The 21,855-nt window shown below is 67.4% G+C and carries 21 protein-coding genes; 10 read left to right on the plus strand and 11 right to left on the minus strand.

Features of this window, described 5'->3' with window-relative positions; genetic code table 11:
• The first annotated feature begins 80 nt into the window (after positions 1–80).
• From AC1DS6_RS15155 to AC1DS6_RS15170, 4 genes are all read left to right on the plus strand, one after another.
• Complete coding sequence (locus AC1DS6_RS15155; protein WP_045238115.1) at positions 81–860, plus strand: oxepin-CoA hydrolase, alternative type; 780 nt, start codon at positions 81–83, stop codon at positions 858–860.
• A 78-nt stretch (positions 861–938) separates the two neighbouring features.
• Positions 939–1,673, plus strand: a complete 735-nt coding sequence (locus AC1DS6_RS15160; protein WP_441636754.1) for a histidine phosphatase family protein — start codon at positions 939–941, stop codon at positions 1,671–1,673.
• Between the two features lie 66 nt (positions 1,674–1,739).
• Positions 1,740–2,816 (plus strand): phosphotransferase, encoded by a 1,077-nt coding sequence (locus tag AC1DS6_RS15165; protein ID WP_441636752.1) that lies wholly within the window; start codon positions 1,740–1,742, stop codon positions 2,814–2,816.
• Positions 2,817–3,221: 405 nt separating this feature from the next.
• Complete coding sequence (locus AC1DS6_RS15170; RefSeq protein ID WP_441636750.1) at positions 3,222–4,235, plus strand: Bug family tripartite tricarboxylate transporter substrate binding protein; 1,014 nt, start codon at positions 3,222–3,224, stop codon at positions 4,233–4,235.
• A 101-nt stretch (positions 4,236–4,336) separates the two neighbouring features.
• On the opposite strand, the gene ggt is transcribed toward AC1DS6_RS15170, so the two are convergent.
• Positions 4,337–6,199, minus strand: coding sequence for a gamma-glutamyltransferase (gene ggt / locus AC1DS6_RS15175; RefSeq protein WP_441636748.1), 1,863 nt, complete (start codon positions 6,197–6,199; stop codon positions 4,337–4,339).
• A gap of 263 nt (positions 6,200–6,462) precedes the next feature.
• Between ggt and AC1DS6_RS15180 the strand changes: the two genes are divergently transcribed.
• The 3 genes from AC1DS6_RS15180 (at position 6,463) to AC1DS6_RS15190 (ending at position 10,327) form a co-directional block, all read left to right on the plus strand.
• Positions 6,463–8,235 carry a vWA domain-containing protein gene (locus AC1DS6_RS15180; RefSeq protein ID WP_441636746.1) on the plus strand — a complete coding sequence of 591 codons (1,773 nt, stop codon included), beginning with the start codon at positions 6,463–6,465 and terminating at the stop codon, positions 8,233–8,235.
• Positions 8,236–8,327: 92 nt separating this feature from the next.
• Positions 8,328–8,948: an RNA polymerase sigma factor gene (locus tag AC1DS6_RS15185; RefSeq protein WP_441636744.1), complete on the plus strand. Its 621-nt coding sequence runs from the start codon at positions 8,328–8,330 to the stop codon at positions 8,946–8,948.
• A complete protein-coding gene (locus AC1DS6_RS15190) occupies positions 8,945–10,327 on the plus strand; it encodes a hypothetical protein (protein ID WP_477102667.1) in 1,383 nt (460 codons plus the stop codon). The genes AC1DS6_RS15185 and AC1DS6_RS15190 overlap by 4 nt, the downstream gene beginning before the upstream one ends.
• 45 nt (positions 10,328–10,372) lie before the next feature.
• On the opposite strand, the gene AC1DS6_RS15195 is transcribed toward AC1DS6_RS15190, so the two are convergent.
• Positions 10,373–11,308 carry a LysR family transcriptional regulator gene (locus AC1DS6_RS15195; protein WP_441630091.1) on the minus strand — a complete coding sequence of 312 codons (936 nt, stop codon included), beginning with the start codon at positions 11,306–11,308 and terminating at the stop codon, positions 10,373–10,375.
• A 193-nt stretch (positions 11,309–11,501) separates the two neighbouring features.
• Here AC1DS6_RS15195 and AC1DS6_RS15200 point away from each other — a divergent pair, with 193 nt between their 5' ends.
• Together AC1DS6_RS15200 and AC1DS6_RS15205 are read left to right on the plus strand one after the other, a co-directional pair.
• A complete protein-coding gene (locus AC1DS6_RS15200; protein WP_441630093.1) occupies positions 11,502–12,764 on the plus strand; it encodes an acyl-CoA dehydrogenase family protein in 1,263 nt (420 codons plus the stop codon).
• Between the two features lie 157 nt (positions 12,765–12,921).
• On the plus strand, positions 12,922–13,614 hold the full coding sequence (locus AC1DS6_RS15205) for a glutathione binding-like protein (protein WP_441630095.1): 693 nt from the start codon (positions 12,922–12,924) through the stop codon (positions 13,612–13,614).
• A gap of 43 nt (positions 13,615–13,657) precedes the next feature.
• Here the strand turns inward: AC1DS6_RS15205 and AC1DS6_RS15210 are convergent, their stop codons facing one another.
• Entirely contained in the window at positions 13,658–14,491 is an 834-nt protein-coding gene (locus AC1DS6_RS15210; protein WP_441630097.1) for a hypothetical protein, read from the minus strand.
• A 460-nt stretch (positions 14,492–14,951) separates the two neighbouring features.
• On the opposite strand from AC1DS6_RS15210, the gene AC1DS6_RS15215 reads away from it, so the two are divergent.
• Entirely contained in the window at positions 14,952–15,338 is a 387-nt protein-coding gene (locus AC1DS6_RS15215) for a helix-turn-helix domain-containing protein (protein WP_441630099.1), read from the plus strand.
• 45 nt (positions 15,339–15,383) lie between these two features.
• On the opposite strand, the gene AC1DS6_RS15220 is transcribed toward AC1DS6_RS15215, so the two are convergent.
• The 8 genes from AC1DS6_RS15220 to AC1DS6_RS15255 all read right to left on the minus strand — a co-directional run bounded on the left by AC1DS6_RS15220 (position 15,384) and on the right by AC1DS6_RS15255 (position 21,825).
• Positions 15,384–16,403: a threonine/serine dehydratase gene (locus tag AC1DS6_RS15220; RefSeq protein ID WP_441630101.1), complete on the minus strand. Its 1,020-nt coding sequence runs from the start codon at positions 16,401–16,403 to the stop codon at positions 15,384–15,386.
• 353 nt (positions 16,404–16,756) lie between these two features.
• Positions 16,757–17,386: an urease accessory protein UreG gene (gene ureG, locus AC1DS6_RS15225; protein ID WP_035868617.1), complete on the minus strand. Its 630-nt coding sequence runs from the start codon at positions 17,384–17,386 to the stop codon at positions 16,757–16,759.
• Positions 17,387–17,433: 47 nt separating this feature from the next.
• Positions 17,434–18,126, minus strand: a complete 693-nt coding sequence (locus tag AC1DS6_RS15230) for an urease accessory protein UreF (RefSeq protein ID WP_441630103.1) — start codon at positions 18,124–18,126, stop codon at positions 17,434–17,436.
• 21 nt (positions 18,127–18,147) lie between these two features.
• Positions 18,148–18,777: an urease accessory protein UreE gene (ureE, locus tag AC1DS6_RS15235; protein WP_477102668.1), complete on the minus strand. Its 630-nt coding sequence runs from the start codon at positions 18,775–18,777 to the stop codon at positions 18,148–18,150.
• 9 nt (positions 18,778–18,786) lie between these two features.
• Positions 18,787–20,505, minus strand: coding sequence for an urease subunit alpha (gene ureC / locus AC1DS6_RS15240; protein WP_477102669.1), 1,719 nt, complete (start codon positions 20,503–20,505; stop codon positions 18,787–18,789).
• Positions 20,505–20,810, minus strand: a complete 306-nt coding sequence (locus tag AC1DS6_RS15245) for an urease subunit beta (RefSeq protein ID WP_441630109.1) — start codon at positions 20,808–20,810, stop codon at positions 20,505–20,507. Before AC1DS6_RS15245 ends, ureC begins: the two co-directional genes overlap by 1 nt.
• Positions 20,811–20,829: 19 nt before the next feature.
• The gene (locus tag AC1DS6_RS15250) at positions 20,830–21,453 is read right to left on the minus strand and encodes a HupE/UreJ family protein (RefSeq protein ID WP_441630111.1); all 624 of its coding nucleotides are present in this window, start codon (positions 21,451–21,453) and stop codon (positions 20,830–20,832) included.
• A gap of 69 nt (positions 21,454–21,522) precedes the next feature.
• Positions 21,523–21,825: an urease subunit gamma gene (locus AC1DS6_RS15255; RefSeq protein ID WP_035868631.1), complete on the minus strand. Its 303-nt coding sequence runs from the start codon at positions 21,823–21,825 to the stop codon at positions 21,523–21,525.
• Positions 21,826–21,855 lie beyond the last annotated feature (30 nt).

A 21,855-nucleotide genomic window follows, 5' to 3' on the forward strand; every position in this document is an offset into this window, starting at 1 on the left:
AGGCTTGTCTTGGCCTGCGGTCGTTTCGTATCCGCCCCCCGCTTCTGCATTGTTGCATTCGCTTCTTCCCACAGGCCGCCATGACCGCACAGTTGCTATCCGAACGCGTCGACTCCACCTTGGTGCTGACCATCTCGAACCCCGAGGCACGCAACGCGCTGCACCCGGACATCTACGCGGCATCGCAGGAAGCACTTGAACTTGCCTCACGCGATCAGGAAATCCGTGCGGTGGTGATCACCGGCGCCGACGGCGTGTTCTGTGCCGGCGGCAACCTCAACCGCCTGCTGGGCAACCGCGCCAAGCCGCCCGAAGTGCAGGCCGAGAGCATCGAAGTCCTCAATCACTGGATCGAAACGCTGCACGCCTTTCCCAAGCCCATCATCGCGGCGGTGGAAGGCCCTGCCGCGGGCGCTGGCTTCTCGCTGGTGCTCGCGTGCGATTTCGTAGTGGCCGCCAGCGATGCGAAGTTCGTCATGGCCTACGTCAATGTCGGGCTGACGCCTGACGGTGGCGGCTCGTATGAACTGGCCCGCGCCCTGCCCCGCCAGCTCGCCTCCGAACTGATGATGGAAGGCAAGCCCATCGATGCCGCGCGCCTGGCCCATTTCGGGCTGGTCAACCGCGTGGTGCCTGCCGGCCAGGCGCTCACCGAAGCGCTGCGCCTGGGCGAAACGCTGGCCGCGCGCTCGCCGCATGCCGTGGGCCGCATCAAGGCGCTGATCAATCACGCCAGCACCGCCAGCCTGACCGGGCACCTGACCGAAGAGCGCGACAACTTCGTGGCCGCGCTGCATCACAAGGATGCGGGCGAAGGCATTGGCGCCTTCCTGGAAAAGCGCAAGCCGAACTATCGCTGAGCGGCCGACCTGGCCACGCAATACCACGCCGACCATGCCCGCGCAGACGGGCGCATCGGCCAAGCACCGGAGACTTGCATGGAATTGCCGCCCTCGCCCCGCCGCCGCGTCTACCTGTTGCGCCACGGCGCCGTGACCTACTTCGACGCGACCGGCCGCCCGGCGCTGCCCGAGCTGGTACCGCTCAACGAAACCGGCCGGGCGCAGGCCAGCGCCGCCGGCCGCGCCTTTGCCGCGGAGAACATCCGCTTCGACCGCATCATCGTCAGCGGGTTGCCGCGCACGGTGGAAACCGCCGAACGCGTGCTGGCCGAACTGCCCGGGATGGAAGACGCCACGCTGGAAACCTGGCCCGAGCTGCAGGAAATCCGTGGCGGCAAGCTGCAGGGCATCAGCGACGACAAGCTGCGCGATGCCTTTATCGGCGCCTTCGAAGGCGAAGTGCCGGAAGACAAGCGCTTTCTCGACGGCGAAAGCGTCGGCGAATTCCTTGACCGCGTGCTGCCCGCACTGCGCCGCCTGCGCGAGGATCCCAACTGGGACACCGTCCTGCTCGTCCTGCATGGCGGCACCAATCGCGCCATCCTGTCCCACGCCATCACCTGCGGTCGCCGCTTGTTCTACGGCAGCCTGATGCAAACCGCCGGCTGCATCAACGTGCTGGACGTGGGCGACGATCCGCTGGACTGGGTGGTGCGCATGATGAACTACTCGCCGCCCACGCCGGTGCACAGCGGCACGCGCCACACCACCATGGAAGTGCTGCTGCACCAGTACCTGCGCTTTCGCGACTTGCGGGGGCCGGCCAGCTAGCCACGCCGCAGGCAGACAGTTTCGAATCTCGGAAAACCCGGAACATACCGAAAAAACGGAGACAGCATGAGCACCAACGTTTCGAATTTCGAAGGCACCCGCGAGGTAGCCGAGCAGCAACGCTTCGACATGGCCGCGCTGGAGGTGTGGATGCGCGAGCATGTGGCGGGTTTTGCCGGCCCGCTCACCATCGAGCAGTTCAAGGGCGGCCAGTCCAACCCCACCTTCAAGCTGATCACGCCGGGCCAGACCTATGTGATGCGCGCCAAGCCCGGCCCCAAGTCCAAGCTGCTGCCCTCGGCCCATGCCATCGAACGCGAGTACCGCGTGATGGCCGCGCTGGCAGGCACCGACGTGCCGGTCGCCAGGATGTACGCGCTATGCGAGGACGAAACCGTGATCGGCCGCGCCTTCTACATCATGGAATTCGTCGCCGGCCGCGTGCTGTGGGACCAGTCCCTGCCCGGCATGACGTCGGCGGAGTGCAGCGCCATCTACGACGAGATGAACCGTGTCATCGCCGCACTGCACACGGTCGACTACAAGGCCATCGGCCTGGGCGACTACGGCAAGCCGGGCAACTACTTCTCGCGCCAGATCGAGCGCTGGACCAAGCAATACAAGCTGTCCGAGACCGAGAGCATCCCCGCCATGGACTCGCTGATGGCCTGGCTGCCTGATCATATTCCGCAGGAAGACGCCGATCTCACTTCGATCGTGCATGGCGACTACCGGCTGGATAACCTGATGTTCCATCCCACCGAGCCGCGCGTGCTGGCGGTGCTCGACTGGGAACTCTCCACACTGGGGCATCCGATGGCCGACTTCGGCTATCACTGCATGAGCTGGCATATCGCGCCGGGCCAGTTCCGCGGCATTGCCGGCCTGGACCACGCAGGGCTCGGCATTCCCGACGAGGCGACTTACCGCAGGACCTACGAGCAGCGCACCGGCCGGCCGATCACGGGCGACTGGAATTTCTACCTGGCGTTCAGCATGTTCCGGATCGCGGGGATCCTGCAGGGGATCATGAAGCGCGTGGTCGACGGGACGGCTTCGTCGGCGCAGGCCCTGGATGCGGGGAAGCGAGCCCGACCGATGGCGGAGATGGGGTGGGAGTATGCAAAGATGGCGCAGCAATAAGCGCGCATTGCTGCGCACGGCTTGAATGGGAAGACCTCTTCGCTTGTTGAAGAGGTCTTTTTTTAAGCCCTAGTTATCGTATCAGATGATGTGATGAGGTCATTCTCGATTTAACCAGCAGGATTGCAATGGGTGCCGGCGAACGGATGGCAAGCCGCATTGGGAACGCCCGCCCTCGCCCCCGGCCCTTCTCCCGCACGCAGAGGAAGGGGGGCAAACCAGTCACCGTAATCCATATTTCAGCAGCCAGGAAGATCGGTCGTGGTAGTGAAGTTGCGCTTAAGGCCTTTAGCGTCAACGCACAAAAACCCTTCCAGAAGAATGCCCTGGACCCACCCAAGACTTCGAGCTATCATCCAACACATACGACAACATACAACACAATACAAATCCGGAGACAACAAGATGCCGACGACCCGCCGCACCTTTCTATCCCGACTCTCCACGCTTGGCGCGACAGCCACCCTGGGCGGCCTCGGCGCCGCCGGCGCCCTGATCTCCCCCCGCGCCGCGCAGGCCGCCACCGACTGGCCCACCCGCCCGATCAAGCTGGTAGTCCCCTATTCCGCCGGCGGTTCCTCCGACATCATCGCCCGCCTGATCAGCCGCCAGTTGGGCGAAGCGCTCGGCCAACCCGTCGTGGTCGACAACCGTCCCGGCGCCAACGGCAATATCGGCGCCGCGATGGTCGCGCAGGCCGGCACCGACAACCACACCCTGCTGCTCTGCGATATCGGCGCGCTGGCCATCAGCCCGTCCGTCTACACCAAGCTTTCCTTCGATCCGGGCAAGGACCTGAAGGGCGTCGCCATGCTGGCTTACTCGCCGCATTTGCTGGTAGTCCACCCCTCGGTGCAGGTCAGCAACCTGAAGGAACTGGTGGACCTCTCCAAGCGCACTCAGCTCAACTTCGCGGTGACGGCCATCGGCAGCGCGCCGCACCTGGCTGGCGTGGCGGTGGCGCAGTCGACCGGCGCCAAGTGGCAATACGTGCCCTATAAGGGGGGCTCCCAGGCCGTGGCCGACACTGTGGCAGGCACCGCCCAGGTGCTGATGAACGGCATGCTGGCAACGCTGCCGCAGGTCCAGGCGGGCAAGCTGAAGGTGATCGCGATATCCAAGAAGACGCGCATGCCGCTGATGGGACAAGTGCCGACCATCGCAGAGCAAGGCGTGCCCGGCTTCGAATCGGGCACCTGGCAAGGCGTGATGGCGCCGGCCGGCATGCCCGACGCCCTGGTGGCGCGCATCAGCAGCGAACTGATCCGCATCATCCGCCTGCCCGAAGTGCGCGCGCAACTGGCTGGCCAGGGTGCCGAAGTGGTGACCATGACGCCGCCGGAAACGAACAAGTTCTTCGTCGGCGAGCGTGCGCGGTGGGCGGCGGTGGTGAAACAGGCTGACGTGCGGCTCGATTGAGCCAGCCGCGCGCCGGACAAAAAATGGCCGACTCGGAAGTCGGCCATTCATTTTTTCGGGAGCGCCGGCAGAGCACGCTCCATGCCAACCCGGCGAAACGCCTAGTCGCCCAGCGCAACCCCTTCGCGGCGCGGGTCGGCGCCGCCGGCCCAGGCCCACGTGCCGTCGGGGCGCTGGCGGCGCATGATGGCCTGCGTGCCGCTGGTCATCTCGATCTGCGCCACTTCATGCCCACGGTCTTTCAGGCCTTGCACCAGGGCCGGGCTGACCAGTCCGGCTTCCAGTTCCGTCGGCCCGTTGCGGCTGCCGAAGTTGGGCATGTTGATGGCCCCCTGCACGTCCATGTTCCAGTCCAGCAGGCCCACCAGCGTCTTGGATACGTACTCGATGATCTGCGAACCGCCCGGCGAGCCCACCGTGGCGACCAGCTTCCCGGTCTCGCGGTCGAACACCAGCGTCGGCGCCATCGACGAGCGCGGGCGCTTGCCGGCCTGCACCCGGTTGGCGACCGGCTTGCCGTTTTCGCTCGGCACGAAGGAGAAGTCGGTGAGCTGGTTATTGAGAATGAAGCCGCGCACCATCAGGTGCGAACCGAAATAGCTCTCCACGGTGGTGGTCATGGAAATCGCGCCGCCGGTATTGTCAACGGCAACAATCTGCGAGGTGGACACGCGCGGCGGCGAACGGTCCGGTGCCAGCGCCAGCGTGTTTCCAGGCGGCGTGCCAGCCTCCGCCTTGCCCATACTCTTCTCGCCGATCAGGCTCGCGCGTTGCACCAGGTAGTCACGATTTAGCAGCCCCGCAACGTTGACCGGCACGAAATCCGAGTCCGCCACATAGAGGCCGCGGTCGGCATAGGCCAGACGTCCGACTTCGGAAACAACGTGCACGGCTTCGATACCCGGCTCGACGCCGGCAGGCGTGGCCACCTGTTTAGGCTTCATCGCGGCAAGCGCGTATTTCGGGTCTTTCGCCTCCAGCGCCTGCAAGGTCCCGAGCATCTGCGCGATCGCGATGCCGCCCGACGACGGCGGCGGCATGCCGCAGATCTTCCAGCGCTTGTAGTCGCTGCAGATGGGCGCGCGCTCCTTGGCGCTGTAGTCCCTCAGATCCGCCAGAGACAGCGAACCGGCGTTGGCGCTGCCGTTGACCTGCTTGACGATTTCGCTGGCGATGGGGCCGGTATAGAGCGCATTCGGCCCGCGGCGGGCGATGTCGCGCAGGGTCTTGGCCAACGCCGGATTCTTCAACAGGGTGCCAACCGGCTTGGCCTTGCCGTCGGGCGTCAGGAAGTAGGCCGCCATCTCGGGCGAGTTCGGCAGGAATTTGTCCGCCGCGATCTGCGTATAGAGGCGCTGCGAAATCGGGAAGCCCTGCTCCGCCAGCGCGATAGCCGGCTCGAACAGCTTGGCCCAAGGCAGCTTGCCGTGCTGGCGATGCGCCATTTCCAGCGCGCGCAACACGCCAGGCGTACCCACCGAGCGGCCGCCGATCTGCCCGTCGCTGAAGCTCATGGGCTTGCCATCGGGGCGCAGGAAGAGATTCTCGTCGGCGCCAGCGGGCGCGGTCTCGCGGCCGTCATAGGCCTGCACGCGCTTGCCGTCCCAGTACATGATGAAAGCGCCGCCGCCGATGCCGGTGGCCTGCGGCTCCACCAGCGTCAGCACAGCCTGCATGGCGATCGCGGCATCGATCGCGGTACCGCCCGCGCGCAGGATCTTGCGGCCGGCTTCGGTAGCCAGGGGATTGGCGGCCGCGGCCATATGCTTGTCGGCATAGGTGGTGGTCATGCCCTGCCGGTAGCCGGACGACACTTCCGGTGCGGGCGGCATCGCCGTAGCGGCGGGAGCCGGGGCCACGGGAGGCGCGCTGGTCTGCGTCGAGCAGGCGCCTAGCAGCGCAAGCGCCGCGGCGGCGGCGAGCGGGCCGCGCCATAGCGCCGATGAATATGCCTGGGGTGCCATGCAATCGTCCTCCTGGGGGGAAAAATGCTCATTGTATGGCGCTCGGGCGCTGCTGCGGCACCCTTGGCGCACACCTCAGGGACAGCACCGATGGACCGCGTCAGGCAAACGTGGGCCGGCCTGTCCCGCGCGGCGCGATCTGCACTCGCCGTCCCCTTTTGAATTTTTTCCACCCGACTTAACCCCGCCAGCCGGGCTGCTTCGTTTCACTGACAGCGCCCTGCCGCCGGCATCGCCGGCGCGGCCCTTCAGGAGAAAAAGAAATGCTCAAGCGCCTGGGAGTCCTGGCTACTGCCTTTGTACTGGCCGCATGCGGCGGCCATCCGGCGACTGCTCCGACCTCGCCAACGCGAGACGGCAACGCCGAACCGGCCACAAGCCAACCGCTCGCGCCGCCGCCAGCCATGCCCGCCCAGCCCGTGCCCGCGAGCAAGGCCGGCGACGCCGCCACGCACGCCAGGGAGACAGCCGCCGGAGCCGTCGCCGATACGCGCGTCATGCGCGCCCAGCCGCCGGCGCCCCTGACCCTGATGGCCCACCCCATGCCCTACCCGCAGCCCCAGGCCGAGCCGGATCGCGAGCGCTATGGCGCCATCGACGAGAACGGCGTGCAGCTGGTTGCGCAGGCGCCCGTCTCCACCTTCAGCATCGATGTCGACACCGGCAGCTACAGCAATGTGCGCCGCCTGCTCAACGCCGGCCGCTTGCCGCCCGCCGATGCGGTGCGGGTGGAGGAGATGGTCAACTATTTCCCCTACGACTACGCGCAACCGCGCGATGGCCGTCCCTTCGCCGTGCACGCCGACGCCGCACCCGCGCCGTGGCACGCGCACAACGTGCTGCTGCGCATCGGCATCAAGGCGGCCGACGCGGCCCGCGACAGCCTGCCGGCGGCCAACCTGGTCTTCCTGGTCGATGTGTCGGGCTCGATGTACTCGGCCGACAAGCTGCCACTGCTGAAATCCTCGCTCAAGCTGCTGACGAATGTCCTGCGCCCGCAGGACCGCATCACCCTGGTCACTTACGCCAGCGGCACGCGCGTCGTCCTGCCGCCCACGCCCGGCAGCGACAAGGCCGTCATCGCGGCGGCGATCGACTCACTGGTCGCGGGCGGCTCGACAGCCGGCGCGAACGGCATCGCGCTGGCCTACCAGGCCGCGCAGCAGAGCTTTATCGCGGGTGGCATCAATCGCGTACTGCTCGCCACCGACGGCGATTTCAACGTGGGCATTACCGACTTCCGCCAGCTCAAGTCGCTGGTCGCCGAGAAGCGCAAGTCGGGCGTCTCGCTGTCCACGCTGGGCTTTGGCACCGGCAACTACAACGACCAGCTGATGGAGCAGCTCGCCGATGCGGGCGACGGCGCCTACTCCTATATCGACAACCTGATGGAAGGCCAGAAGGTGTTGGTGGAGGAGTTCAGTTCCACGCTCGCCACGGTGGCGCGCGACGTCAAGATCCAGGTCGAATTCAACCCCGCCACGGTCAGGGAATACCGCCTGATCGGCTACGAGAACCGTGCGCTCAAGCGCGAGGATTTCAACAACGACAAGGTCGATGCGGGCGACATCGGCGCCGGGCACACCGTGACCGCGCTCTATGAGCTGACCCTGACGGACCAGCCCGGCCTGCTTGACCCGCTGCGCTACCAGCCGGCCAGCCCCACCGCCAGGCCGGGCAAGGGCGCCGCCGGCGAGCTGGCCCACATCAAGCTGCGCTACAAGCTGCCGCAGGCCCAGGCCAGCGAGTTGATGGACCTGCCCGTGCAGGCCGCTTCGGTGCGGCCGCTGGCGCAGGCCGACGATGCCTTCCGCTTTGCCACGGCGGTAGCGGGCTTTGGCCAGGTGCTGCGCGGCGGCAACCATGTCGGCGGCTGGACCTACGCCGACGCGCGGGCCCTGGCGCTGGGCGCGCGCGGCACCGACCGCTTCGGCTATCGCGGCGAGTTCATCAAGCTGATCGACCTGGCCCAGTCCTTGTCGACGCGCGCGCCGCTGGCGCAGGACGACGGGCCTGCCAGGGGGCAGCCACGCTGAAACCGCCATCGGCCGGGCTGCCCGCGCGCGCCGCCCGGCACGGACATCCCGACCCGCACGACAGCGGGCGGGGCTGTCATATACTGCCGCGCATGCATGCCTCCACGCCTGGCGCCCCGCCGCCCACCCCACCCTCCGGACTGTCCGCGCTGCCTGACACCGACCTGATGCTGCTGGTCGCCAACGGCCTGATCGAGCAGCCGGTGGCCGAGCTGTTTCGCCGCCACAACGCGGCGCTATACAACTATGTGGCCTGGCTCTGCCAGGGCAATGCCGGCGAGGCCGAGGACATGACGCAGAAGACCTGGGTCAAGCTGATGACCCGCTGCGGCGACTACCAGCCCAGCGCGGCCCTGCGCACCTTCCTGTTCCAGATCGCGCGCAATACCTGGCTGGACCAGTTGCGCGGCGCCTACGAGCGCCAGCGCGACACGCTCGACGAGGGCCACCTCGCCCTGCCGTCCGACGACCTGAGCCCCGAGGCCGAGGCGCAGCTGCGGCAGAACCTGCAAGGCGTGCGGCAAGCGTTGCTGGCGCTGCCGGCGGCGCAGCGCGAAGTGATCGTGCTGCGCTTTTTCAGCGAGATGAGCGTGGAGGAAATCGCCCTGACGCTGGGCGAGAAGTTCGAGACCATCAAGAGCCGGCTGCGCTATGCCTTCGCGCGGCTGCGCGATAGCCTGGCGGCCACGGCGTCGCAGGAGCGGCTGCCATGAGCGCGGACGAACGACTCATTGCCGGCGAAGACCGGCTCGCGGCACTGCTGCGCGAGGTGCCCGCCTTTGTGCCGCCAGCCTCGCTGGAGGCTGCGGTGATGGCCGCCGCGCGCGCCGAGCAAGCGGCCCGGCAGATGACCCGGCAAGCGGCCGCGCCATTGCCGCCCGCCGCCTTGCCGGCCAGGGTCCGGGCCTACACCGAGCAAGCCGACAACCCCGCCGTCGATGACGAACTGGCATTTGGCCCGCCAGCCGGACTGGAGGCATCGGTCATGGCGGAAGCCGCGCGGCTGCAGGTAGCACAGGCCGCCCGCCGCAGCGCCGTACTGGAGGAAGTCCGGCGCGGCGACGCGCCGCAGAGCGTGCTTGGCGCGCCGGTTAGCGCGGCGGCACAGGCCTGGCTGCGCGAACAGGCGCAGGCCGCGCAACAGGCTTCCGACGAACAGGCTGCGGCCAAGCCGGAGCGCGCACGCCGTGCCCGGCGCTGGTGGCCCGCGCTGGGCGTGCTCGCCGGCACCCTCGGCGTGGGTGTCTTGTCGCTGCAGATCGTGTTGCGCCAGCTTGACCTGCGCGACGGCGAGATCACGCTGCCGGCCAAAGCGCCCGCGACGGAAAGCGCAAAGCGTGCGCCTGCCGCGCCGGCAATGCACGCGGAGGCAGGCAAGCCGGCAGCGGAACCAACGCAAGCCGCGTCCGCCAGGCAGCCTGCATCGCCACAGGCGGATGCCAAGGCGCCACCAGCCCCGGCAGCCGCACCCGGGCCATCGGCAGCCCAGGCGCCAGCAGCCAGCCCGGCCGCAACGGCCAACGCCCAGCCCAGTCGCGCGCCCGCTGCGGAGGCGCAGGCCAGGACCGCTCCGCGCGAGTCCGACATGCTGGCGGAGCACCGCCCGGCTGCCGCGCCGGTGATTCGCGCGCCGGCACCGATGGCATCGATGGCACCCATGCCGCCGATGGCTTCCGTCGCGCCTCCGGCCCCGGTCGCGCCTATCGCGCCGCCGGCGCCGGCTCCCGCCATCGAGCCGCCGCGCTTTGCGCTGCGAGCCAGCCCGGCACCGCAGGCCGAGACGGCGCGCGCACCTGCGGCCAGGGGACAAAAACTGGCGGCATGGACAATGAGCCTGCGGGAAGAACCTCAGTTGGCAGTAGAGCGCCTGATGTCGGATGCGCCAGGCACCGGATCCGCCGCCGGTGCGCCGCTTGCGCTGCGCATCACAGCGGCGGCACCCGCTAGCCCCGAGGTCCGGGCCTGGGTCGAACGGCTATGGCAAGCCGTGCCAGCCGAACGCCGCCCGCCGCTGCCTTACGCGGTACAGGCTGACAGCACGCTGCCCCCGGCCACCGTGCGCATCGAGCGACAGGCCGATAACGCGCCTTGACGGGCAACGCCGCGCGGCGGGCCGCGCCACCCTCAGCAAAGGGAGTCAGGTCTGCGCCGCCTCGCCAAGGCCACCGCCCAGCGAGGTGATCACGGCCATCAACTGTTCTCTCAGCCAGCGATTGGCTCCGTCGTTCTCGCCGCCCGCGTGCCAGTAAAGGTGCAACTCCAGTGAGGGCACCTTGAAGGGCAGCGACAGCAGCCGGTTGGCATAGGGTTCGTTGGCGATGCGCGCGTAGCGCAGCGGCAGCGTGGCCAGCAGGTCGGTGCAGCTCACCACGCGGCAAGCCGCGGCGTAGTGCTGACAGCGCAGACGCACCCGGCGCGTCAATCCCATCCGGTGCAGCGCCTGGTCCTCCAGGCCGGCACCACGCCGGCGCGAAGACACATGCACGTGTTCGGCGGCCAGGTAGCGGTCCAGCGTCAGTTCCTTCTTCACCAGCGGATGATCGCGGCGGGCCAGCACCACCATTGGGTCGGCCATGAAGGGCGCGTGGTGGATCGCGGGCGACACCGGCAGCAGGATATCGATGGCGGCGTCGAGCGTGCCGGCCAGCAGTTCGGACTCCATCTCGCGCCGGTCGAAGCGGATTGCCGCGATTTCCACCTGCGGCGCGACGGCGGTCACCCGCGCCATCAGGGGCGGCAGCAGGGTCGACTCCAATGCATCGCGCATGCCGATGGTGAATCGCCGCACGGTGGCCGCCGGATCGAAATGCGGCGTATCTTGCAGGGTGCGCGCGAACGATTGCAGCGCGGTGCGCACCTCGGCGGCCAGCGAGCGCGCCAGCGGCGTGGGCGCCATGCCCTGCCCGCGCCGCTCGAACAGCGGATCGTCGAACAGGTTGCGCAAGCGCCCCAGCGCATGGCTGACCGCGGGCTGGGTCAGGTTAAGCTGGCGCGCGGCGGCCGTGATGCTGCCTTCGCTATGGATAGCGTCGAACACCACGAAGAGATTCAGGTCGATCCGGGATAGCTGCATGGCAGGCATTCTGGCATGGAATGCACCGCATTGATACTGGCAAATCCAGAAAATTCATTTTTCTAATTACCTGGATTACGGTACAGTCCTCTTCAGTCGGCGCGAACCGCGTCCGCCGGTGCCGGAAACGGCGCGCAGCAACCCGCTGCGGCCCCACCGGAAACCGGCCTCATTCTGAGGTGGAGGAGACAACATGCAATTCGAGTACACGCCCAAGGTCAAGGAAATGCAGGCCCGCCTGCTGGCCTTCTTCGACAAGCACATCTATCCGAACGAAAAGCGTTTCTACGCGGAAATCCAGGCCAATCGCCAGGCCGGCAACGCCTGGGTGCCGACCAAGGTGATCGAGGAACTCAAGCCGCTGGCCCGCGAAGCCGGCCTGTGGAACCTGTTCCTGCCCCACTCCAAACGTGCCCCGGAAGGCCTGTCCAATCTCGAATACGCGCCGCTGTGCGAAATCATGGGCCGGGTGCCCTGGTCGGCCGAAGTCTTCAACTGCGCCGCGCCCGACACCGGCAACATGGAAACGCTGGAGCGCTACGCTTCGGAAGCCCTCAAGGACAAGTGGCTGGAGCCGCTGCTGCGCGGCGAGATCCGCTCGGCCTTCCTGATGACCGAGCCGGCCGTGGCCTCGTCGGACGCGACCAATATCTGCTGCAGCATCCGCCGCGACGGCGACGATTACGTGATCAACGGCACCAAGTGGTGGTCGTCGGGCGCAGGCGACCCCCGCTGCCACGTCTACATCGTGATGGGCAAGACCGATCCGGAAGCGGGCCGCCATGAGCAGCAATCGATGATCGTGGTGCCGGCCGATACGCCGGGCATCACCATCAAGCGCTTCCTGCCAGTGTTCGGCTACGACGACGCGCCGCACGGCCACATGGAAATCGAACTGAAGGACGTGCGCGTGCCGGCCGCCAACATCCTGCTGGGCGAAGGCCGCGGTTTCGAGATCGCCCAGGGCCGCCTCGGCCCGGGCCGCATCCACCACTGCATGCGCAGCATCGGCGTGGCCGAGCGCGCGCTGGAACTGCTGTGCAAGCGCGCCCTGTCGCGCGTCGCCTTCGGCAAGCCGGTGGCCGCCCAGGGCGTGACGCGCGAACGCATCGCCGAAGCCCGCTGCGAGATCGAAATGGCTCGCCTGCTGACGCTCAAGGCCGCCTACATGATGGACACCGCGGGCAACAAGGTGGCCAAGGCCGAGATCGCCATGATCAAGGTAGTGGCGCCGAACATGGCGCTGAAGGTGATCGACTGGGCCATCCAGGTGCACGGCGCCGCCGGTGTCTCGGACGATTTCCCGCTGGCTACGTGGTGGGCGCACCAGCGCACCCTGCGTCTGGCCGACGGCCCGGACGAGGTGCACCGCAATGCCATCGCCAAGCTGGAACTGGCCAAGCACATGGGCGTGAATTCGGACGAGATCAACATGCCGGTCACGCGCGGTTTCTAAGCCGCAACCCGCACCGTTGCCGGCCCTGCCGGCAACATGGAAAACGCGCAGCCTGTCTGCGCGTTTTTTTCTTCTGTGCTTAAATCGCGCGGTTCACCACGTGCCACGCCAGTGGTTGACGTGGCGGTCACCCCTTCGCAGCCAGGAGCCCCATCCGATGATCGACGTCTACAGCTGGCCTACGCCCAACGGCCACAAGGTTCACATCATGCTCGAGGAGTGCGGCCTCGAGTACAAGGTCCACCCCGTCAATATCGGCGCCGGCGACCAGTTCGAGGCCGACTTCCTCAAGATCAGCCCGAACAACAAGATCCCGGCCATCGTCGATCCCGACGGCCCCGACGGCCAGCCCATCTCGCTGTTCGAGTCCGGCGCCATTCTGCTGTACCTGGCCGGCAAGACCGGCAAGTTCCTGCCCGAAGATGTGCGCGGCAAGTACGACGCGCTGCAGTGGCTGATGTTCCAGATGGGCGGCGTCGGCCCGATGCTGGGCCAGGCGCACCATTTCCGCATGTATGCGCCCGAGAAGATCGAATACGCCATCAACCGCTACACCAATGAGGCTCGCCGCCTCTACGGCGTCATCGACAAGCAATTGTCGGAGCATGCCTGGCTGGCGGGCGACGCGTACTCCGTGGCCGACATCGCCACCTTCCCCTGGCTGCGCAGCTGGCAGAACCAGGGCGTGGAAATGGACGACTACCCGCACCTCAAGCGCTGGTTCAACGAGATCGCCGAGCGCCCGGCGGTCAAGCGCGGGGTGGAAGTGCTGGCCATGGAACGCAAGCCCATCCGCGATGAGAAGTCGCGGGAAGTCCTCTTCGGCGCCAAGCAATACCAGCGCCGCTGAGCATCCGCCCGAAGCAGCCCCGGGGGACCGCGCGCGCGTGGCGTCAATGCAGACAGACGGACCGCAGCGCGGCCTCGCCCACCACATGCGCCGGCGCCTGCAGGCAGCACAGCAGGCTCGCCACGGGATGGAGCGCATCGATCCGATACGTTTCATCGGGATCCGGCGCGAAGACCATGCCGGGCTGCAGGTAGGCCACCTCGCGCTCGGCATGCGGCCAGGGCGAATGCCACTGCAGGCACAGCGTCCCCTCATGGCAGGCCGCCCAGTTCAGCCCGCCCGCGCGCAGGCGCATCGCCCATTCCGGCTCGCCCTCCCCAAGCGAGACAAAGGCCGCGTTGACCCGCAGCACGCCAGGCGCGGAACGCGCCTGGCCTTCGGCCAGCCCTGGCGCGAAGCATCCCGAGCGCACCGACACGCCGCTCACCTCGATCGTCTCGGCGCCGGGTGTAGCCCGCCAGCGCTCCGCCTGGCCCGTGGCAAACGCATCGTAGCTGCTGGTGATGCCCGCCCCCACCAGCCCGACGGCATTGGGATCCAGGATGGCGCGGATCATTACGGCGTCCTGCAGCACCGCCAGATCCAGGCGCTCGGCCTGACGCAGCGCGTACAAGCCGCCGGCGGACAACAGCACGGGGGCGCCGCCCACCGGCGTCAGCTTGATGGTGCCGTACAGACAGGCCCACCACTCGGCACGGGCGGTGACGATACCTGACTGCATCGCGCCCTCCGGCAGGAAGATGTAGTCGCCGCTGCTGCCCAGCCCGGCGGCCTCCGGCACCACCCTCACCTGCAAACCGACGCGCAACTGCGAAGCGCTTCCGCCCGCCAGTATTTCGCCGCGCATCTGTGCGTCGAACAACGAAAAAATACGCATGGCACTTCCTTCTCCGCGTAGTGGAAAAATGCAGCGCCGCGCTTCCCCGTGGGTTGGAGTCCCCGATGTCGTGATGCCCAAGGCTTTGGTTGCCTGGTTTCTTGGTTTCTTGGTTTTCTGGTTTTGCCGCTGCCTGGCCGCCCGGTATCGGCTCGCACAGGTGCCCGGCAGCGTTCGTAACACTCGGAAAAGCTTTTACCGAGCACTCGCGGGCATCATCCACAGGTTTTCCGAACGCATGCCGCCTGCAGCAGGCGCCAACGTATTCGCCAATGGCAACCGCGATAAAAAACGGCCGAAACCTCTTCAAACGAGGGGCAAAACCGAGCGTTCCTGCCCATCGACCATGCCAGCACTCTGCGTGTCTCGCCCAGTAACCTATAGTGCGTCCTACTATAAAGCGTCGCCACAAAGAGGTCAATAACTTAGCCTCGACCCGTTCTCCATTACGCATAGAGCCATGGTCGGTGATCCTCTCAAGCTGTTTGGACTGCACCTTGCGGAGTTGCGCAAACAGCGTGGCTGGTCGCAGGAGAAGCTTGCTCTCGAAAGCGGAATGGCACGCTCCTACCTGAGCGGTATCGAGCGCGGGATGCGCAACGTTTCCCTGATCAATATCTGCGCGCTGGCAGGCACGCTCGGCGTAAGCGCCAGTGAAATGCTCAACTTCAACAGCGGTGACGGCCAGAGCGGCGCCCTCGTGCTGGAGCAGAAGTGCGCCGAGTTCAATATCACGCCGGCGCAGCGTGTCACCGTGCGCCATATGGCACTGATGACCGACACCGAGCAGGATGTGATCGCGTCGGTGGCGCGCACAATCGCCGTCCGGGCCATGCAGCAGACCTAGCGGCCCGGCGCCCAGAGCGCCCCGGGCCGCGCGCGGCAGCCAGGCTCAGCCGGCGGCGGCCGGCGCATCCACTGCCAGCAGTTCGGCAAAGCGTGCCGCGTCGAGGTTGGCCCCGCACACGATCAGCGCCACCTTTTTCCCCGCCAGTGTTTCGCGCAGCGGCCCCAGCAACGCCGCGGTGGACACCGCCGTAGCCGGCTCCGTGGCCAGCTTCATGTCGCGGTAGAGGATGCGCATGGCGTCACGTATCGCCGCGTCGGATACCCGCACCATGCCGTCGACAAACTGGCGGCACACGCCGTAGCTGTAATCGAGCGCATACGGCGCGCCCAGGCTGTCGGCAATCGTCCTGACCCGCTCCAGGGCCTGCGGCCGCCCGGCCTCGAAGCTGCGGTTCATGGCATCGGCGCCATCCGGCTCGGCCCCATAGACCCGGCAGGCCGGATTGATCTGCTTGACCGCCGCGGCGATGCCGCCGCACAGCCCGCCGCCGCCCACCGGCACCACCACCGCATCTAGCCCGCTCACCTGGCGCATCAGTTCCAGCCCCACGGTCGCGGTGCCCTGCGCGATCAGCGGGCCGTCGTACGGGTGCACCATGGTGCGCCCCTCCTGCTCGACCAGTTGCAGCGCGTGGTCGAAGGCCGCGTGTATGTCCGGTAACAACAGCACCTCGGCCCCGGCCTCGCGGCAGGCGGCCATGCGCGCCGGACTGGCGCTGGCCGGCATCGCCAGCTTGGCGCCAACGCCAGCCACCTTTGCCGCGTGGGCTACCGCCATGGCATGGTTGCCCGCACTGGCCGCCACCACGCCACGCGCGCGCGCCGCGCCGTCCATGCGCTCGATACTGTTGAGCGCGCCGCGCAGCTTGAAGGTGCCGGTGATCTGGAACAGTTCCAGCTTGAGCCATACCTCGGTGGCGGGATCGAGCTGCTGCATGGCGCCGGTCTGCCAGCGCCACACGGGCGTCTCCAGCACCTTGCCCTGGAGCCGGCGCGCGGTCTCCTGGATGTCGGGCAGGCTGGGATAGCGGGCGTGCGCGCGCAGGTCGGAAAGATCGGACATCGGGTGTTCTCCATCGAATCGGTTGGTCGCGTGCAGGCCCCATGGCCGTGCACGGCAAGGGAGGGACCACGGGCCACCGAGCACCAGCCAAAGCCGCAGCTCAGCGACCCCGGATAATTCGAATAATGGAGAACGAGAAGGAGGAGGACAGGCGGGACGTGGGCTGCCCGGCGCCCGCGCATGCAGCGGCGCCACCGGTAGCGGTGTCGCGGCAATGCGAAGAAGGGGCGGGCGATGTCGACGTCATGGACCGGCCAGTATGCCACAAGCGGTGGCCACCGCAAACACGGAGCAGGGCCGCGCCGACATGCGGTACGCGCCGTCGTTGAAGACGCGATTGCGGCGGCCGCGCGTTACACGCCCAGCATGCCCTGGCGCTCGATAAAGGCGATCACCTGGTCCAGCCCCTGCCCCGACTTCACGCTGCCCATCACGAACGGGCGTACGCCGCGCATCTTGCGCGCATCGCTTTCCATGATGTCCAGGTTGGCGCCCACATAGGGGGCCAGGTCGGTCTTGTTGATCACCAGCAGGTCCGACTTGGTGATGCCGGGGCCGCCCTTGCGCGGGATCTTCTCGCCGCCGGCCACGTCGATCACGTAGATGGTCAGGTCCGACAACTCCGGGCTGAAGGTGGCGGCAAGATTGTCGCCGCCGGACTCGATGAAGACGATATCGGCATCGGGAAACTTCGCCAGCATGCGGTCGACCGCCTCCAGGTTGATCGAGGCATCTTCGCGGATCGCGGTATGCGGGCAGCCGCCCGTTTCCACGCCCATGATGCGCTCGGCCGGCAGGGCCCCGGAGATGGTCAGCAGCCGCTGGTCTTCCTTGGTGTAGATATCGTTGGTGATGGCGACCAGGTCATAGCGCTCGCGCATGGCCTTGCACAGCATCTCCAGCAAGGTGGTCTTGCCGGAACCGACGGGGCCGCCCACGCCGACGCGCAACGGGGGATTCTTCTTGGTACGGGCCTGGGTCATGATGAGAGTCTTGTCCTGGTAATCGTCTGGTTGCCGCGGTGGCCCGCTCAGGAACGGAACAGCCGGGAGTATTGCGTTTCGTGCCGCGCGGACAGCAGGCCCAGCATCGGGGAAAAAGTAGACAGCATTGGCGGCTCGGCATCGGCGCGGCGCACCGCCTCGTCGACGGTTGCGAGCACCGCGGGATGCAGCCGGCGCAGGATGTGCTGCCCCGCCACCTGGCCCAGCGGCACCGCCTTGAGGGCGGCGGACACCTGGTTCTCGGCCCAGCTGAAGCAATAGGCCGCCAGCCCGTCGCGCTCGCCAACGTCCAGCGCCACGCAAGCCGCGGCGAAGGCGGTCGGCAGGCATACCGGCGACAGCACCGCGAGCTGCGCGCGCAGTGCGGCGTCGCCCCACTCCATCTGCGCCACCAGCCGGGCCAGCGACCAGCCCATCTGCTCGGTCTCCAGCCGCAGCTCCGCGCTCTCGCGCGTGGCGTGGAACCAGTTGTTCCATTCGGCCAGGCGCGTCGCGTCCAGTGTGCGCCAATGGCGATAGAGCAGCAGCCACACCGGTGCCTCGCACTGCGACTGCACATCCAGCAGGTTGCTGCGCACCCATTGCTCCGCGCTGCCGGCATCGCGCACGATGCCGCAGTCGATGGCCGCCTCCAGCCCTTGAGAATAGCTGAAGCCGCCGATCGGCAGCGCGGGGGAGGCCAGGTGCAGCAGGGAGATGAGCTGGGAGAGTTGGGTCATGGAACGACTGCGCACTGAAGGTCAGTGCTTGTGCCCGCAATGCTCGTCATGGACATGCGGCGCAAGATCGTGGTCGTGCTTATGACCATGTTCATGGCTGTGCGCGTGCCCGTGGTCATGCTCATGCTCATGCCCGTGATGCTCATGAAACACCGCCTGCGCCGCGGCGTAGTCCTCGGCGAAAGTGGCATCGTGACCGTGCTTGTGCCCGCCGCCGTAGGCGCCGGCCTCGGGCTCGAACGGCAGCTCGGCGCGCTCGGCCTGCACGCCAAGGCGGGCCAGCATGTCCGCCAGCACCGGGTCGTACTCCAGCCGCAGGTAGTCGCGCCCCACTTCCACCGGCGTGTGCCGGTTGCCCAGGTGATAGGCCGCGCGCATCAGCGCCTGCGGATCACTGGCTCCCACCTGCAGCACGGACTCCGGCGCGGCGAGCACCTCGACGAAGACTCCGCTCTCGGTGACCAGCAGATCGCCGCCGCGCAGCACGGTGCCGCGCGGCAGAAACAAGGCGACTTCCTCTCCGCTATCGAGGGTGGCGCGCAGGCGGCTCTTGCTGCGCTCGGCGAAAGGCAGCACCAGCTTGGGCGCGCGGCGCACCAGCACGGCGGCGATGCCATGCGGGGCGCTGAGGTGTTTGTCGATCTTTTGCAAAGGGGGCCTTCAAAAAAGGAAATAGCGCTGCGCCATCGGCAGCACGGTAGCCGGCTCGCAGATCAGCAACTGGCCGTCGGCCACCACCTGGTACGTCTCGGGATCCACCGTGACGTTCGGCTGCCAGTCATTGTGCACCATGTCGCGCTTGCTGACGGTGCGCGTACCGCGTACCGCCGAAAGCACCTTCTCCAGTCCATAGCGGCCGCCCACATCGGCTGCCAGCGCGGCCTGCGAGACAAAGGTCAGCGAAGACTTGTGCAGGGCCCGGCCGGCAGCGGCGAACATCGGCCGGTAGTGCACCGGCTGCGGCGTCGGGATCGATGCGTTGGGATCTCCCATCGCTGCCGCGGCGATCATCCCACCCTTGAGGATCAGGCTCGGCTTGACGCCGAAGAAGGCCGGCTTCCACAGCACGAGGTCGGCCCACTTCCCCACCTCGATCGAGCCCACCTCATGCGCGATGCCGTGCGTGAGCGCGGGGTTGATGGTGTACTTGGCGATGTAGCGCTTGACGCGGAAATTGTCATGCCCGCCGCGCGCATCTCCGGGATCGCCGGGCAGCTTGCCGCGCTGCGCGGCCATCTTGTGCGCGGTCTGCCAGGTGCGGATGATGACCTCGCCGACCCGGCCCATGGCCTGCGAGTCGCTGGAGATCATCGAGAAGGCGCCGAGATCGTGCAGGATGTCCTCGGCGGCAATCGTCTCGCGGCGGATGCGGCTTTCCGCGAAAGCGATGTCCTCGGCGATCGACGGGTCCAGGTGATGGCACACCATCAGCATGTCGAGGTGTTCGTCGAGCGTGTTGATGGTGTAGGGCCGCGTCGGGTTGGTCGACGACGGCAATACGTTGGGCTCGCCGCACACCTTGATGATGTCTGGCGCGTGGCCGCCGCCCGCGCCTTCGGTATGGTACGTATGAATGGTGCGGCCCTTGAACGCAGCCACCGTAGCCTCGACGAAACCGGCCTCGTTGAGCGTATCGGTATGAATCGCCACCTGCGTATCGGTGGCATCCGCCACGCCCAGGCAGGTGTCGATCGCCGCCGGCGTGGTGCCCCAGTCTTCATGCAGCTTGAGCCCGATGGCGCCGGCCTCGACCTGCTCCGTCAGCGGCCCCGGCTGGCTGGCGTTGCCCTTGCCGAGCAGGCCGATATTCATCGGATAAGCCTCGACCGCCTGCAGCATGCGCTCCATGAACCAGGGGCCAGGCGTCACGGTGGTGGCAAACGTCCCCGTCGCGGGCCCGGTGCCGCCGCCGATCATGGTGGTGACGCCGCTCATCAGCGCTTCTTCGATCTGCTGCGGGCAGATGAAGTGGATGTGGCTGTCGATGCCGCCGGCGGTGACGATCATGCCCTCGCCCGCGATCACTTCGGTGCCGGGACCGACGACGATGGTCACGCCTGGCTGGATGTCCGGATTGCCGGCCTTGCCGATCGACGCGATGCGGCCATCCTTGAGACCGATGTCGGCCTTGACGATGCCCCAGTGATCGACGATCAGCGCATTGGTGATGACGGTGTCGACGCAGTCCTTCGCCATGCGCTGGCTCTGCCCCATGCCGTCGCGGATCACCTTGCCACCGCCGAACTTCACCTCCTCGCCGTAGATGGTGAAGTCCTTCTCCACCTCGATGATGAGCCCGGTGTCGGCCAGCCGCAGGCGGTCGCCGGTGGTGGGGCCGAACATCTCGGCATAGGCCTGCCTGGAGATTTTCACGCTCATCACAGCGCTCCCATGATCTTGCCGTTGAAGCCGTAGACGATGCGCGCGCCGGCCAGCGCCACCAGCTCCACCGTGCGGCTCTGGCCCGGCTCGAAGCGCACCGCGGTGCCGGCGGCGATATTGAGCCGGAAACCGCGGGTGGCCTCGCGGTCGAAATCCAGCGCGGGATTGGTCTCGTAGAAATGGAAATGCGAGCCGACCTGGACCGGACGGTCGCCGGTGTTGGCCACCGTCACGCTCACCGTGGGGCGGCCGGCATTGAGTTCGATCTCGCCCTCTGCGGGCATCAGTTCACCGGGGATCATGCTGGTTTCCTTGTCGAGATCAGGCAACCATCAGGCCGACGCCATAGAGCGCCACGCCGGCGCCCGCCAGCCGTGCCAGCCAACCGGCCTGGCGGCGCAGCGCGCCGCCCAGGCCGATGCCGGCCAGGTGCAGCGTCATGGTGGCGACAGCGAAGCCGCCGACATAGGCCACCACCGCGGGCAACGCGCCAGCCGTGGCCGGCAGCTCGGCGCCATGCGCGTAGCCATGAAAGACGGCGAAGCCCCCGACGATGGCCATGCCCGCCCACGCCGGCAGCCTGGCACGCAGCGCCACCAGCACGCCGATCACCAGCAGCGATGCGGCAATCATCGGCTCCACCAGCGGCAGGCCGAGGCCGCTCAGCCCGAGCGCCGCGCCGGCCAGCATCAGTGCAACGAACACAAAAGGCATGCGCAGCGCCTCGCGCGGCGAGCGTGCTCCCAGCGCGCTCCACACGCCCACGCCCGCCATGGCGAGCAAGTGGTCCATGCCGGTGAAGGGATGCAGCAGGCCCGCCCACAGGCTGGCGCCGACCGTGGCGGCATCGTGGCCGGGATGGGCGAAGGCCGCGGCGCTGGCAAGCGCCAGCGGGACACCCGCCATGGCGGCCCTGGCGGCGCGCGAGCGATTGGAACGGTTCATGTCTTGACCTCGTGTTTTCGTTCAGTGGTTCGGCAGGCCTGGCGTGCGCAAGCAAAGCGCTCGCCCGTCTCAGACGATCGGATGATGCACAGTGACCAGCTTGGTGCCATCGGGGAAGGTGGCTTCCACCTGGATCTCGGGGATCAGTTCGGCCACCCCCTCCATCACATCTTCGCGCGTGAGCACCGTGGTGCCTTCGTGCATCAGCTCGGCCACGGTGCGGCCATCGCGCGCGCCTTCCATGATGGCCGCCGTGATCAGGGCCACCGCCTCGGGATAGTTGAGCTTGAGCCCGCGCGCGCGGCGGCGCTCGGCCAGCAGCGCGGCGGTGAAGATCAACAGCTTGTCCTTCTCTCGCGGAGTCAGTTCCATCTTGGTATTCCCGTAGTTTCTTGTTCTGCA

The organism is Cupriavidus sp. 05L310, from assembly GCF_056398185.1.

Excerpts from the sequence above, each read along its gene's own strand:
- AC1DS6_RS15190 (WP_477102667.1), top strand. The coding sequence starts at position 8,945 with ATGAGCGCGGACGAACGACTCATTGCCGGCGAAGACCGGCTCGCGGCA.
- AC1DS6_RS15165 (WP_441636752.1), top strand. The coding sequence starts at position 1,740 with ATGAGCACCAACGTTTCGAATTTCGAAGGCACCCGCGAGGTAGCCGAG.
- AC1DS6_RS15155 (WP_045238115.1), top strand. The coding sequence starts at position 81 with ATGACCGCACAGTTGCTATCCGAACGCGTCGACTCCACCTTGGTGCTG.
- AC1DS6_RS15160 (WP_441636754.1), top strand. The coding sequence starts at position 939 with ATGGAATTGCCGCCCTCGCCCCGCCGCCGCGTCTACCTGTTGCGCCAC.
- AC1DS6_RS15245 (WP_441630109.1), bottom strand. The coding sequence starts at position 20,810 with ATGATCCCCGGTGAACTGATGCCCGCAGAGGGCGAGATCGAACTCAAT.
- AC1DS6_RS15205 (WP_441630095.1), top strand. The coding sequence starts at position 12,922 with ATGATCGACGTCTACAGCTGGCCTACGCCCAACGGCCACAAGGTTCAC.
- AC1DS6_RS15250 (WP_441630111.1), bottom strand. The coding sequence starts at position 21,453 with ATGAACCGTTCCAATCGCTCGCGCGCCGCCAGGGCCGCCATGGCGGGT.
- AC1DS6_RS15170 (WP_441636750.1), top strand. The coding sequence starts at position 3,222 with ATGCCGACGACCCGCCGCACCTTTCTATCCCGACTCTCCACGCTTGGC.
- AC1DS6_RS15195 (WP_441630091.1), bottom strand. The coding sequence starts at position 11,308 with ATGCAGCTATCCCGGATCGACCTGAATCTCTTCGTGGTGTTCGACGCT.
- ureC (WP_477102669.1), bottom strand. The coding sequence starts at position 20,505 with ATGAGCGTGAAAATCTCCAGGCAGGCCTATGCCGAGATGTTCGGCCCC.
- AC1DS6_RS15255 (WP_035868631.1), bottom strand. The coding sequence starts at position 21,825 with ATGGAACTGACTCCGCGAGAGAAGGACAAGCTGTTGATCTTCACCGCC.
- AC1DS6_RS15220 (WP_441630101.1), bottom strand. The coding sequence starts at position 16,403 with ATGTCCGATCTTTCCGACCTGCGCGCGCACGCCCGCTATCCCAGCCTG.
- AC1DS6_RS15215 (WP_441630099.1), top strand. The coding sequence starts at position 14,952 with ATGGTCGGTGATCCTCTCAAGCTGTTTGGACTGCACCTTGCGGAGTTG.
- AC1DS6_RS15200 (WP_441630093.1), top strand. The coding sequence starts at position 11,502 with ATGCAATTCGAGTACACGCCCAAGGTCAAGGAAATGCAGGCCCGCCTG.
- AC1DS6_RS15230 (WP_441630103.1), bottom strand. The coding sequence starts at position 18,126 with ATGACCCAACTCTCCCAGCTCATCTCCCTGCTGCACCTGGCCTCCCCC.
- AC1DS6_RS15210 (WP_441630097.1), bottom strand. The coding sequence starts at position 14,491 with ATGCGTATTTTTTCGTTGTTCGACGCACAGATGCGCGGCGAAATACTG.
- AC1DS6_RS15180 (WP_441636746.1), top strand. The coding sequence starts at position 6,463 with ATGCTCAAGCGCCTGGGAGTCCTGGCTACTGCCTTTGTACTGGCCGCA.
- ggt (WP_441636748.1), bottom strand. The coding sequence starts at position 6,199 with ATGGCACCCCAGGCATATTCATCGGCGCTATGGCGCGGCCCGCTCGCC.
- AC1DS6_RS15185 (WP_441636744.1), top strand. The coding sequence starts at position 8,328 with ATGCATGCCTCCACGCCTGGCGCCCCGCCGCCCACCCCACCCTCCGGA.
- ureG (WP_035868617.1), bottom strand. The coding sequence starts at position 17,386 with ATGACCCAGGCCCGTACCAAGAAGAATCCCCCGTTGCGCGTCGGCGTG.